General features: G+C 53.8%; 10 protein-coding genes. 5 read left to right on the forward strand and 5 right to left on the reverse strand.

From position 1 onward, the window contains the following. Positions 1 to 91 precede the first annotated feature (91 nt). The 3 genes from EU557_RS20440 (at position 92) to EU557_RS20450 (ending at position 2,481) form a co-directional block, all read left to right on the forward strand. Positions 92 to 676 (forward strand): RNA polymerase sigma factor, encoded by a 585-nt coding sequence (locus EU557_RS20440; protein ID WP_210116097.1) that lies wholly within the window; start codon positions 92 to 94, stop codon positions 674 to 676. 122 nt (positions 677 to 798) lie between these two features. Then, complete coding sequence (locus tag EU557_RS20445) at positions 799 to 1,977, forward strand: S1 family peptidase (protein ID WP_135532335.1); 1,179 nt, start codon at positions 799 to 801, stop codon at positions 1,975 to 1,977. Positions 1,978 to 2,211: 234 nt separating this feature from the next. After that, positions 2,212 to 2,481, forward strand: coding sequence for a hypothetical protein (locus tag EU557_RS20450; RefSeq protein WP_135532336.1), 270 nt, complete (start codon positions 2,212 to 2,214; stop codon positions 2,479 to 2,481). 99 nt (positions 2,482 to 2,580) lie between these two features. On the opposite strand, the gene EU557_RS20455 is transcribed toward EU557_RS20450, so the two are convergent. The 5 genes from EU557_RS20455 to EU557_RS20475 form a co-directional block, all read right to left on the reverse strand. Beyond that, a complete protein-coding gene (locus EU557_RS20455; RefSeq protein WP_135532337.1) occupies positions 2,581 to 3,246 on the reverse strand; it encodes an SOS response-associated peptidase in 666 nt (221 codons plus the stop codon). A gap of 151 nt (positions 3,247 to 3,397) precedes the next feature. Next, the gene (locus tag EU557_RS20460) at positions 3,398 to 5,482 is read right to left on the reverse strand and encodes a T9SS type A sorting domain-containing protein (protein ID WP_167855296.1); all 2,085 of its coding nucleotides are present in this window, start codon (positions 5,480 to 5,482) and stop codon (positions 3,398 to 3,400) included. Positions 5,483 to 6,025: 543 nt separating this feature from the next. After that, a complete protein-coding gene (gene treF / locus EU557_RS20465) occupies positions 6,026 to 7,600 on the reverse strand; it encodes an alpha,alpha-trehalase TreF (RefSeq protein WP_135532339.1) in 1,575 nt (524 codons plus the stop codon). 162 nt (positions 7,601 to 7,762) lie between these two features. Continuing rightward, positions 7,763 to 8,860: a sensor histidine kinase gene (locus EU557_RS20470; RefSeq protein ID WP_135532340.1), complete on the reverse strand. Its 1,098-nt coding sequence runs from the start codon at positions 8,858 to 8,860 to the stop codon at positions 7,763 to 7,765. An 88-nt stretch (positions 8,861 to 8,948) separates the two neighbouring features. Next, positions 8,949 to 9,926: a cation diffusion facilitator family transporter gene (locus EU557_RS20475; RefSeq protein WP_135532341.1), complete on the reverse strand. Its 978-nt coding sequence runs from the start codon at positions 9,924 to 9,926 to the stop codon at positions 8,949 to 8,951. A gap of 413 nt (positions 9,927 to 10,339) precedes the next feature. On the opposite strand from EU557_RS20475, the gene EU557_RS20480 reads away from it, so the two are divergent. Further along, entirely contained in the window at positions 10,340 to 11,278 is a 939-nt protein-coding gene (locus EU557_RS20480; RefSeq protein ID WP_135532342.1) for an SMP-30/gluconolactonase/LRE family protein, read from the forward strand. A 423-nt stretch (positions 11,279 to 11,701) separates the two neighbouring features. Further along, positions 11,702 to 12,934 carry an isocitrate dehydrogenase (NADP(+)) gene (locus EU557_RS20485; RefSeq protein ID WP_135532343.1) on the forward strand — a complete coding sequence of 411 codons (1,233 nt, stop codon included), beginning with the start codon at positions 11,702 to 11,704 and terminating at the stop codon, positions 12,932 to 12,934. The last annotated feature ends 133 nt before the right edge of the window (positions 12,935 to 13,067 follow it).

Raw genomic sequence — 13,067 nt, forward strand, 5'->3', positions numbered from 1 at the left:
ATACCGTCCATGATGAATGGTAACCCAACAGTAGAAAATATTTTTTCAACGGGTTACCAACGGGGGCCTCATGTATTAATCAACGATGCGAATGGGTAAGGGACAACCTTCCTACACCGATGAGGAGTTCGTGGCGGCCATCCGCCGCGGCGACGACCGGGCGCTGGCACAGCTCTACCGGCTGCATTTTCCTATGATCTCGCACTACGTGCTGCAAAACAGCGGCACCGACGACGAGGCCAAGGATGTGTACCAAGAGGGCGTGATGGTATTTTACGAGAAGGTGCGTGACGGCTCTCTGGAGCTAAGCTGCCAGATCAAAACCTACCTCTACGCTGTGTGCCGCCGCCTGTGGCTCAAGCGGCTCACCGAGAAAACCCGCTTTGGCGGCCGCCTCGATGACCACGAACCCTACCTCGAAACCGGCGCCGAAGCTGACTTGGAGTTGGCGGAGGAGCGCGACCGGCGCTTTGCCACCATGGCAGAGGCGCTCGAGCGCATTGGGGAGCCTTGCCGCTCCCTGTTAGAGGGCTTTTACCTGCTCGACAAATCGATGCAGCAGCTTACGGCAGAATTCGGCTATACCAATGCCGACAATGCTAAGAATCAAAAATACAAATGCCTGGTACGGCTCAAAAAGCTGTTTTTCAATCAGTATCAGGAATTTGAGACCTAAGAACTGGGTTAGTAGAAAGAGACGTAGCCGCGGTGCCAACTAGCGCAGCCTACCCTCTGCTTATTCTACCGCTTGTTCTTATAGCATAGGATTACGCGGGACCACCCACCCGCCATACCAAGATGAAAACCGAAGCTGATTATTACGCTTTATTCGACGCCTACCGCTCTGGAGAGTTGGCCGCGCCTCAGCGCACCGACCTGGAGCGGCGCCTGGCGGCCGACCCTGACCTGGCCCGACGCCTCAGCGACTATGAAACGCTGACTGGTACCCTCACGGCCTATGGTCAGCGCTTGGCCTTGCGCCGCAAGCTGAATGCCATTCAGGCCGATATGGATGCGGAGCAGGCCGTACGTCTCTCCACCGAAGAAAGACCAGTACCTAACCCCTTCTTCTCTGCTGGAGAAGCGCCACGCCCAGCCTTACGCATTTCTCGCACTGAAGAGAAGCTGCGGCAGTTTTGGGGCTCTCACCGCGCTACCATGATGGTAGCTGCCTCCGTAGCCGTTATGGCGGTATTTGCTACCCTGTTAGGCATGGAATGGTGGAAAGCCCGCCAGCAGCCCTCTGTGTATGGCTATGCTACCTTACGCCGCGAGGTAGACCGCATTAAGCGCACCCAGCGCGTGATGAACAAGGCCATCAACCAAATTGGCACCCCAGCTACTCCGGCTGTTAACCAGGGCAAGTTCAGCGGCACAGGCTTTGCCTTAACTGCCGATGGCTACTTGGTGACCAGCTACCACGTAATTCAAGGCGCTGACTCTCTGCTGATTGAGAGCCGCGACCGGCAGCGCTTCCGCGCTGAGCCCGTGTTTACGGATGTTGCCCATGATCTAGCTATCCTCCACATCAAAGACAAGTCATTCAAAGGCTTTGGCCGCTTGCCCTACTCATTTAAACGTGGGCAGTCGGAGCTAGGCGAGCGAGTATACACCTTGGGGTACCCGCGTGAGGACCTAGTATTCAATGATGGCTCCCTAAGCGCACGCTCGGGTTTCGAAGGTGATACGGGCTTCTACCAGATCAGCATTCCGGTAAACCCCGGCAACTCGGGTGGTCCGCTACTTGATGATCGGGGCAACCTGATAGGTATTATCAGCGGCCGGCAGATGGATGTGCAGAGTGCCGCTTTCGCTACTAAGTCGTCGTACTTGATGCGCTTGGTTGACTCGCTGAGTGCTGCTCGTACCGGACAGGCCTACAACTTGCCACGAGCCAACCAACTGGCAGGCACCTCGCGTCCTCAACAGATCCGGAAGCTGCGTGATTATGTTTTTGTGGTCAAGGTGTACGAGTAAGCTCGTTTACTGCACAGGATTAGAAAGGCTCATTAGCTCAGCTAGTGAGCCTTTTCTGTTTAACATCCAGTTAACAAAGTATTCTGTGTTCTTGAGAATTACCCTGGATTAGGCTTGTGAGGAATAACTATTGAAGTCGACTATATCAAAAATGGCGGGTTTGCGTACACGCTTTCCGGTGGTCACTCCACCGCCACATCCTGACTTCATTCATTCGACCTTTCATTCTCTGCTATGAGCACTCCAAACACTCAACTGGAAAAAAACATCGATAAAATCGTTCCAGAAGATATCATTAACACGCTCCAGAGCGGATACAAAGTATTCACCGGCGATTCTGCTCACCTAGAGGATTTCCTGAAGCACGGAGGGCAACTGCTGCGCAAGGCATCACAGCGTTTCACTACTACCCAGCTCATTATTGGGGTAGCAGTGGTAGCTAGCATCGCTATTATTGCCGTAGCTAAAACTTCTGATCTGGACGCAGACGAGGCCCACAGCTAAGTCTTACTAGATGCTCCTTATAACAGAAGAGCCTCTTTCCGAATGGAAAGAGGCTCTTCTGTTATTATATCAAAGAAATGTCCATACTAACGGACTGGTTTACACCGGAGCCATAACTTCGGGAGAGTTATGAGCTGGCGAATTTACGAGGGTGCTGATGGCGTAGGCCTGCATGGCATCGGCGGGGTACGGTTGCAGCAAGTGCTGGTGGTCGGCTAGGCCTATAGTATCGTCTAGCCATGCTAACTCGGCCTCTCTACCGGGCAAAATCACTGGCATACGATTATGAATGGACGCCATCAGCTCGTTCGGTTCCGTGGTGACGATAGTGAAGGAGGGTACTACTTCTCCGGTCTGCTTGTCTAGCCATTCATCCCAGAGCCCGGCAAAGGCAAAGGGCTGCTCGTCTTTAAGCAGGATACGGTACGGCGTTTTACCGTGGGTACTGGCCTGCCACTCGTAAAAGCTATCGGCTAGTACCAAGGCCCGCTTGCGCTGCAATAGAGTTCGGAAAGAGGGCTTTTCAGTGAGTGTTTCAGCCCGGGCGTTGATGGGCTTAGGAGCCGCCTTCAGGTCTTTTACCCAGCCGGGTACTAGCCCCCAACGTGCCATCTGAATTCGGCCCGGATCGGTGTTGAGAATAATGGGCAGCGTTTGGGAAGGTGCCGCGTTGTACGTAGGATCGGTAAGACCCGCAGCAAAAACGGCGTCAAACCGGTCTTCGAGAATGCTGGGAGGAGGCGTGAGGGTATAGCGGCCGCACATAGCAGGAAGAGCGTGGTTAAGTTTTTCCTACTTACGTAAATTCTAGTACCCCGACCACCGTTCTGCTGGTTTATGGCCCAATAAAAAGCCCCAGCCGGTACCGGCTGGGGCTCTCAGACAGGTTGACTATCTGATTTTAAAGAATGACTTCCTACTCGCGCACAAACTGCAGGTTGTGAGTAAGCCCGGCCGTTTGCAGACGCAGCAGGTAAAGCCCCCGTGGCAGGCTTTCAATAGCGAGAGGCGTATGTTGACCTCCTGTGGCCTGGGTGTTCAGCACAACCCGGCCCAGTGCATCGCAAATCTGAATGGCGTACGTGGCTGCAGGCAACGCCGACAGGTCGAGAGTAGCAGTAGTGGCAGCTGGGTTCGGATAAATTACTACTGCGCCAGGCTCTTGCGTAAAGCGCACTACCTGCACAGAACTGAACTGCTCCTTGCCATCTAGGTCTACTTGCCGCAACCGGTAGTAGAGGGGCTGAGTCGTGAGGTGGCGAACGTTGGCATCGGTATAGACATAATCGGTGCGCTGATTCTTGTTGCCCTGGGCAGGGAGCTTAGAAAGGCGCTCAAACGTACGACCGTCCAAGGAACGCTCTATCTCAAAATGTTTGCTGTTTCGCTCCGAAGCAGTGGTCCAGCTTAGCTTGGCGTCGGCAGCCACGGCAGTGGCTACAAAGCGAGTTAGCTCCACTGGCAACGGCGCCGATACGCCAGTTTTTATGGCAGCGGCATTGTTCGTTAGGTCTGGATCTGGCACTGCTGATTCCGCCATGGCCACGTTGTTCATAGTAAGTGGGCCCGAGTTAGGCAGCGTTACGGCCACTTGCCGTGATACAGCCGGAGCACCACTACCTAGTGAGTTTACCTTTGTGAAAGTTACTAGGCCAGTTGCTGGGTCATAGGTGCCATCGGATGTAGGAACTACGCTGCTAGGCGCCAAGTTCTTGGGTAGCTGCAGCGATAACACCACATCTTGGGCAGTCAACTTACCTGTATTGCTGCCGGTGATAGTGTAGGTAACTTTCTCTCCGGGCTTAGCAGTGATCGGCCCACTGATAGTAGCCGCTACATCGGCCCCCTGCACCGTCAGGGTAATATTGGCTGGGCTGGAAGAATACGCCGAACCCAGGATAGACTGCATAGTGTAGGGCACTACCACAGTTCCGGCAAAAGTAAGAGAAGGGGTAAAGGACACTACGCCCTGCTTGTTGACTGAAAAAGTGCCTTTACCTTTTAACTCTAAGGTTGTTTGCTGCCCCGGCGTGGCCGGATCTAAGTCTACAGAGTTTGCATCAATGCTACTACCCGGTGCCACATCGTTATCAAGTACACGAACTGTAACCGGGCGATCATAGTCGGTAGTAGCAATATCATCTCCAGCAAAGGGCACTTGCACAATGTTGAGGTTGCGGATTTCGTGCACGTTGGTATTGCCGCCAGTTGAGCCCGAGAAGCCCAGGCGCAGGTTAGCTGGTGGCGTATCCACAGTAAAGTTTTCTACCGTAGTGCGTACCTGCGAACCATGCTGAATGCGAACAGTAATGCGATAGGCCGTTTTACCTGTAACCTTAACGGGTACCACATCAATGTAGGCACGTCGGTAATCTTCTGAGGTACTCTGTGCCCGTTCGGTAGCTACGTCTAGTGAGAAGTCTAAGTCTCCGGGTTTGGTACCTACCAGATACGGGTAATCCGTAGCTGCGGAACCGTTGCCAGCCCCCCGGATAGCTACTCCATCTGGCACACGGCCATCGGCGTTTAAGGTATTGCTACCTCCTGAGCGGCCTTCGTATCCATTAGAATAGTTGCCGAACTCGTCGATACCAATACCGATGTAGCCTGCTGAAACGCCTGGCGCTACCGGATCAACTGTTTTTTGGGCATAACCCAACGACCCACCCGTTGCTCCAATACGAAACCCCGTGCTGGGCTGCTTGTCGGCATCAACTAGGAATACGCTGAAGCCGTCGGCGCCGGTACCGCCGTAGGAAAAGAACTCGAAGGAAATGGAAAAGCCCTCAGAGGAAGGAAAGCTAACGTTGTCGATAACGTAGCCAGCGTCGTGATTCTTAGAATCGGTTAGGCGCAAGTAACCTTCCCCAACGGCATCATTGCCAGTGCCCCCCACCCCGGTTAGCCGGGCGGCGCCGCCAAAAGAAAAATTAGAGGCCGCCTTTCCTTTAAATGATTCATTCCTTGGGAAAGCAGGAACCTGAGCGAGAGCAGGTGCCACTATTCCATAGCAGCCAGCTATCAAACATGCTTTTTGCCACCAGGAAATACCCTCATTTGTATGTTTATAGAGGAAAAGTGTTTTCATAAAAAGAACTAAGTGTTTGGACAGAAGAGAGTAGATCGAAATGACAAATACGCTTTCCTACTACCACTGCACAACCACCAGTCCAACACTTAACCCATTTTAATGCTATTACTAAGTGAAATTCCATACAGATTTAAAGCACAAAACAGAATTGTACTATTAATTTATTGATTCGATGTATATACACAATAATATTATCAAACAACTATAATCGTAACGCACTGTATTTCAAAATACAAGTCACTCTCTGTCTATATAATCGAGAGCAGTCTGAATTATTAACATTATACATAATTAGACCTATATCCGCATGCATTCCACTAGCAGATGTCACCACCTTACATGAGGTAGCCTGATAATATTCTAATTCTGCAGGCACATGGCTCTACCGAATGCTTACATCATCTGTCTAGGCCACAGCTAAGGAACCAAGGGTTGCAGACCTTAACACAACGGCTAGTTTGCTATGTCGGGGTATTCTTGCATCAAGTTCAGTAGCACACCGTTGGTCCACCCGAAGCCATCCTGCAAGGGGTATTCACCACCGCCACCGAGTATATTGGGCTGTAGCACGTTGTACTTCTCCATCAGCTTGCCCGTTTGTTGGAACACACTGCGGTTCAAGCTTACCCAGCGCTGGGCAATAGTGCTGGCCAGCTCGTTTTGTTTGTACCGTCGAAGCCCCTGAATAGCCATCCACTGCAGCGGGGCCCAGGCGTTGGGTGCATCCCATTGCTGACCAGTGGTGGCTAAGGTAGTTACGAGGCCACCGGGCTTTAGAAAGTCGCGGCGCAGGCCTTCGGCAACCTGTTTAGCTTGCGCGGTGGTAGCTAGGCCACTCTCCAGAGGAAACACGCCGGCCAGCGTGCGTACCGGAGAGAGCTTGCGCTGCTCCCAGTCGTAATCCATAAACCAGTTAGCCTGCTTATCCCAGCAGTACTGCTGTATGGCTTTGGCTCGGGCAGCAGCCTTCGCTCGGAAGCTTTTCGCGGCGGCAGCATTGGCCTGCACTTGGCTGCTGCGGGCTAGCGTAGTTTCCAGCTGATAAAGCAAGCAATTCAGGTCCACGGGCACTAGGCTGGTGGTACGGATGGACTCTAAACCTGCGCCCGGCACAAACCAACGGCTACTGAAGTCCCAGCCTGAGGCAGCCGCGGCGCGCACATCGCGGTAGAACTGGCCCGCAGGCCGGGTGCCTTGTTGGGCAGCCAGCACATCTTTCTGGTACGACTCTTCGCGGGGCTCCGCACTCTGGTCCCAGTAGCGGTTTAAGATTTCTCCGCCCGGCAGGCGCACTACTGAACGTCGCGCCTGGCCTACGCTCAAAGAATCAGCACCAGCCATCCAGAACTGATACTCACGCAGCAACGCACCATGATAGCGCCTCAGCACGGTATCGCCCTGCTCCTGGGCCAGCAGCTCTACCATGTGGCTGAAGAACGGCGGCTGTGAGCGGGTGAGGTAATAGGTGCGGTTGCCGTTAGGAATGAAACCGTACCGATTAATCAGGAAAGCAAAATTATCGACCATACCCCGGATGAGGTCGGGGCGGTGGCTCACCCGCAGGCCAAGCATGGTGAAGTACGAATCCCAGTAATATACCTCCCGGAAGCGGCCTCCGGGCACTACATACGGCCGTGGCAAGGGCAGCAGGGAAGAGTACTGCGCTACCGAGTAGGTAGGCGGGCGCTGCAGCACCGTCCAGAGGGTATCGAGGTGGGTGCGGAGGCCCCGGCTGATATTGGTATGATAGGCCGTTTCGGCCGACGCAGGCAGCCGGAAGTAGGCTAGTACAAAGCGGTTTAGGTCGAAGCCCGGCAGTTGGCGCTGCTCGTTATAGGCTTTTAGTATTACTGCCGGGGCTTCGCGCGGCGTGGCGTCCACGAAAGTTTTGTTGTCGGGGAATACCCTCTGCATCTGCACAGCCTCAAACAACCCCGGAAATAACTGCCGAGGTGTACGTAGGGTGGTGTTTTGCGCAGAAACGGTGAGGGTCAGGAGGCAGAGACAGGCGAGCAGGATTTTCTTCATACGGCGCGAGGTTATACTGCAGGACTTTCCTGCCTTCTTCTACCTACGAAAAACTCCGGACTTATGGCGGAGCTAGGCCACTTGCCAGCGCACGCAACAAGCAGTGTAAAAGAGAAATACTCTTCTTCCAGCCCCAGCACTAAGGGTAAGTGGCCTACAGTTTTATTCTGGTTGCTCGCGCGGAAGCACGATGTAAAAGGTAGAACCCTGGCCCTCCTTACTTTCCACCCAGATCCGACCACCATGCAGCTCCACAATGGCCTTGATGATGGACATACCGAGGCCAGTAGTCTTTTCGCCGCGCAGGCCGGGCCGGCGGGCCGGGGTGAAGCGCTCAAATAACACCGGCTGCAGGGCGGTTGGAATGCCTACTCCCGTATCTACTACTCTTATTTGCACCTCCTGCTCGCCTTCCTGCAGCTGTATAGTAATTTGCCCGCCATCGGGGGTGAACTTGATGGAGTTGCTGAGCAGGTTGTTGAGCACCTGCATAAACTTGTTTTTATCCAGGGAGTAATACAGCTGCTCGGGGCCCTCGTATACGAAGTGCTTGCTCAGGTTTTCCTCCGAAGATTGAAACTGCCCGATTAGCTGCTGAAGCTCTTCTGCCAGATTAGTGCGCTCCGGCTTCATCTGCACATTCACCGACTCGAGAAACTCGGTATCCACGAAGTCCCGGATCATGTTGATGCTGTCCTGACACGTGGTTTGCATTACCGATAGCAACTCATTGAGCGTGTTGTCATTCAGCTCCCCTACTTTCTCGCTCACAAAGCCAGCCACCTGCTTAATCATGATGAACGGCCCCGCCAGGTCGTGCGACAGAATTTCGAGGGTCGTGTTCTTCTTTGTGTTGAACCGATCGGCGTTTTCCAGATACTCCCGGTTGCGGGTGACGTCCTGCACCGTGCCGCTGATGTACGTGGTATTAGGCTCCTGCTCTACTCGGGCTGCCGTTACGCATAGCCACTGCACGGCTCCCTCAGCATCATCGGGCTTTACCAGCCTTACCTCCACGTCTTCCACAAACCGCCCTTGCCGCAAGTGGCCTAGCCGGGTCTGGGCGTAGCTTACGTCATCGGGGTGCAGCCGGGCCAAGATGTGGGGCAGCTCAGAATTCAATTCCTCGGGCTCCACACCCAACACAGTTTGGCAGGAAGCACTTGCATACACTACCCGCCCGCTCTCTAAGTGGTACACAAAGTACAAGAGCTGACCACGCTCAGCTAACGGACGAAATAGAGTGGCAAAATCAAGCATCGAATTAAGACTATATTGTGCTATGCATACGGCTAAAGCTCCACAGCGTTGTGGCCTAGCGAAGCAGCTTAATCTGGCTGAAAAAACATTATTGCTTCTCTGCCAGAGCCGTTTCTGCTTCAATACCTATCTGGGCAATTGGCTCGATAAACAGGTGCCGGATGTCGGGGTACTGCTGTCGGATGGCTTGCTGTAGGCGCTGCACGCCCTCAGTCAGGTCGGCGGTATGAAGGTCAGGTTGGAACTCCACACGCAGCACCATCAGAATCTCGTGCGGACTCAGGTAAGACGTCATGGGCGTATCGGCATCTACCACGGCAGAGTCGGTACGAGCCAGTGCTCTTACGGCTTGCAACAGTGCTAGCTCAGCCGGTTCGCCCAGCAACAGGCTCTTGTTTTCACGCAGTAACAGCCCCGCTACCACCAGCAAAATACCACCAATCAGCAGAGATGCCACCCCATCGAGATAGGGATTCTGGAGTTGATGACTAAGGAACACCCCTAAAAAAGCTACCGACAGGCCTAGCAAATCAGCGGCATCTTCAAACAGTACTACAAAGATAGAAGGGTCTTTGCTTCCGCGAAACGCCTTCCAGAACGACATCTGACCCCGTTGGGCGTTAAATGTGCGCCGGGCTACTAAAAAGGAGGCCCCATCAAAGAGAAAGGCCAACCCAAGCACTACGTAGTTCCAAGTGGGGTCTTTCAGGGGGCCGGGGTCGCGCAGATGCTGAATGCCTTCGTAGATGGAGATGCCGCCGCCGATGGCGAAAATGCAGATGGCCACGATAAAAGACCAGAAATACAACTCCTTGCCGTACCCAAAGGGGCGTTTGTCAGAGGCTGGCCGCTGGCTACTGCGTAGCCCCAGCAACAGCAGCCACTCATTGGCGGTGTCTACCACTGAGTGAATGCCCTCGGCCATCATGGCCGAGCTGCCCGTGAAAGCTGCCGCCACAAATTTGATGATGGCAATTGCCAAATTAGCTCCCAGAGCAGCTAAGATGGCTACTTTAGAAGATGGCGGATCAGCCGCAGTAGAAGCAGAATTGGGCTCGGTGTTCACGCAGAAATACGAATACAAAGTTGATAACAGGCAATAGTGGCCTAGCGCCTTATTACCGCTTCAGTAATACGGTGGCCCAAAGCCCAAGGCTGCTACACATGGGCTTTTTCTTATCAGCCTCCACCAGAGCGCAACCCTACTATGCCTCTCACAATCAGCCTTATTTAGAACGCTAGGCCACTCCTGCCTACCTATTTATCCCTGGCTTTACCAGATAGAGCTGCCTGTAATACCTCCCTCACCGATAGGCTTGTGCCTTACCATACATAGCCGACTTTTGAGTGAAAAGTTGACACGATGGCCACCACTCTCGTATGCTCAGGCACCACATTACTAGTGCTACAGTGGGCCGTCTGTAAGTAAAAAGGGCCTATGTTGCGTGCCTACTGGTTACTTGCTTCACTACGTACTCTATGGAAACATCTCACACCTTGTATCTAGGCCTGTTGGCAACTGCTTTGTTGGCTAGTGCTTTTACGGCGGCGGCTGGCAACGGCCCAGCTACTCCCCAGCCTCCCCGCTCCGTGGTAGCGGAAGGGGCGCAGCTTAAGCTAGTAGCCAAGCAGTTCAAGTTCACGGAAGGCCCAGCAACCGATAAAGCCGGCAACGTCTTCTTCACCGATCAGCCCAACGACAAAATCTGGAAGTACGGTACCGACGGCAAGCTTTCGGTCTTTCTGGAAAAATCCGGCAGAGCTAATGGCCTGTACTTCAACAAGCAGGGCAACCTGCTGGCGTGCGCCGATGAGCAGAACCAGCTGTGGTCCATTGACAAGCAGGGCCGACCCACGGTGCTGCTCACGCAGGTAAACGGTCATCAGCTCAACGGGCCCAACGACCTCTGGATTCACCCCAAAACGGAGGGCATCTACTTTACTGACCCGTATTACCAGCGCGACTACTGGACCCGGCAGGCCCCCGACCCGGGGCTGGGCGGCCAGAACCTGTACTACTTGGCGGCGGGGCAGCAGGCCGCGGTAGTAGTTGACGATAAACTACAGAAGCCTAACGGCATCATTGGCACGCCCGATGGGCACCTACTGTACGTGGCCGACATTGGGGCCAACAAAACCTACAAGTACCAAATTAGTCCTGAGGGCCGCCTTACCAACCGTCAGCTTTTCGTAGAGCAGGGCTCCGACGGCATGACCCTCGACCAGGAAGGCAACGTGTACCTGACCGGCAAAGGCGTGACTGTGTATAATGCTGCGGGCCAGCAGATTGAGCACATTGACGTACCAGCCGAATGGACTGGCAACGTGTGCTTTGCGGGCAAAGACCGTAAAACGCTGTTCATCACGGCATCTGAGGCCGTGTATGTGCTGCCCATGCGCGTGAAAGGCGCACAGTAAAACACGGTAGCCGCAGGAGTGGCCTAGTGTATTGCTAGACCACTCCTGCGCTGGTTTGTGTAACTGAGCCGAGCAGATTTGCAGGTATATCGGGGCGAGACTGACGCACGTAGAGCAATAAAAAATTTTGGCTAATGCCTTCTCGCTAATATGCTATCCTGCTAGCCATCAGCTGATTTCATAGGCAGCGAGACTAAGTAGCTCAGGAGAGCCGTTGATACAAAATCGGCTGGTAATGTGTGTGAATGCAGTCAGCGCGTAACTTGGGCCTCTTCTTTGAGCCGCCGCTTGTGCTGGTAGGCGCCAACGCTGGTTGCGCCTATCTACCGCTTGCAAACGGATGTATCCCGCCCGAGAAGAAACCTCGCACGTATCACAGGGCCGCGCCTGCGAGGAGAAACCTAACCGATACGCCCACCGCATATGACCAAAATCAAAGTAGCCAACCCCGTAGTAGAGCTTGATGGCGACGAGATGACGCGCATCATCTGGAAATTCATCAAGGACAAGCTGATTACTCCCTATCTTGAACTGGACATTAAGTACTACGATCTGGGGATTGAGTACCGGGATGAAACCAACGACCAGGTAACCATTGATGCCGCCAATGCTATCCGGCAGTACGGTGTGGGCATCAAGTGCGCTACCATCACGCCCGATGAAGAGCGGGTTAAGGAATTCAACCTGAAGCAGATGTGGAAGTCGCCTAACGGCACTATCCGTAACATCCTGGACGGTACGGTTTTCCGCGAGCCCATCGTTACGAACAACGTGCCCCGCCTGGTGCCTAACTGGACGGCTCCTATCTGCATTGGCCGTCACGCTTTCGGCGACCAGTACCGCGCTACCGACTTCGTAACCAAAGGTAAAGGCAAGCTGACCATCACCTTCACGCCCGAAGAAGGCGGCGAAGAGCAGTCGTTTGAAGTGTACAACTTCAAAGGCGACGGCGTGGCCCTGGCCATGTACAACACCGACGAGTCTATCCGCGGCTTCGCGCACGCCTGCTTCAACCAGGCCCTGATGAAGGGCTGGCCGCTGTACCTCTCCACCAAGAACACCATCCTGAAAAAGTACGATGGCCGCTTCAAGGACATCTTCCAGGAGATTTACGAGCAGGATTACCTGACTAAATTCCAGGAAGCCGGCATTACCTACGAGCACCGTCTGATTGACGACATGGTAGCCTCCGCGCTGAAGTGGAACGGCAACTTTGTGTGGGCTTGCAAAAACTACGACGGCGACGTGCAGAGCGACACCGTTGCGCAAGGCTTTGGCTCGCTGGGCCTCATGACCTCTACCTTGGTTACGCCCGACGGCAAAACTATGGAAGCGGAAGCTGCTCACGGCACCGTAACGCGCCACTATCGCGACCATCAGAAGGGTAAGCCTACTTCTACCAACCCCATTGCCTCCATCTTCGCCTGGACGCGTGGCCTGGAGTTCCGCGGTATTCTAGATGGCAACCAAGAGCTCATCGACTTCTGCAAAGCGCTGGAAGCTGTGTGCATTGAAACCGTGGAAAGCGGCAAAATGACCAAAGACTTGGCAGTGTGCATCCACGGCAACAAAGTAGAGCACGGCCGTGACTACCTCTACACCGAAGAGTTCCTGGAAGCTCTCGACGAGAACCTCAAGCGTAAACTGGGCAAATAGGCCTAGAAAAGCGCAATTAATGAAGCCCAGCCGAATTTCGGCTGGGCTTCGTTGTTTTAATGTGGCGCTATTGTTTCACGAGCATCGTGGCAAATATTTTTAATTATTACCATAAAAAATGTTGTTTTATTTA

This window comes from Hymenobacter wooponensis (genome assembly GCF_004745865.1).
GTDB classification, from domain to species: Bacteria; Bacteroidota; Bacteroidia; order Cytophagales; family Hymenobacteraceae; genus Hymenobacter; species Hymenobacter wooponensis.

What these genes read in the sequence shown, in the direction of transcription:
- treF (WP_135532339.1), bottom strand. Translation starts at nt 7,600, where the DNA reads ATGAAGAAAATCCTGCTCGCCTGTCTCTGCCTCCTGACCCTCACCGTT.
- EU557_RS20445 (WP_135532335.1), top strand. Translation starts at nt 799, where the DNA reads ATGAAAACCGAAGCTGATTATTACGCTTTATTCGACGCCTACCGCTCT.
- EU557_RS20440 (WP_210116097.1), top strand. Translation starts at nt 92, where the DNA reads ATGGGTAAGGGACAACCTTCCTACACCGATGAGGAGTTCGTGGCGGCC.
- EU557_RS20480 (WP_135532342.1), top strand. Translation starts at nt 10,340, where the DNA reads ATGGAAACATCTCACACCTTGTATCTAGGCCTGTTGGCAACTGCTTTG.
- EU557_RS20455 (WP_135532337.1), bottom strand. Translation starts at nt 3,246, where the DNA reads ATGTGCGGCCGCTATACCCTCACGCCTCCTCCCAGCATTCTCGAAGAC.
- EU557_RS20470 (WP_135532340.1), bottom strand. Translation starts at nt 8,860, where the DNA reads ATGCTTGATTTTGCCACTCTATTTCGTCCGTTAGCTGAGCGTGGTCAG.
- EU557_RS20450 (WP_135532336.1), top strand. Translation starts at nt 2,212, where the DNA reads ATGAGCACTCCAAACACTCAACTGGAAAAAAACATCGATAAAATCGTT.
- EU557_RS20485 (WP_135532343.1), top strand. Translation starts at nt 11,702, where the DNA reads ATGACCAAAATCAAAGTAGCCAACCCCGTAGTAGAGCTTGATGGCGAC.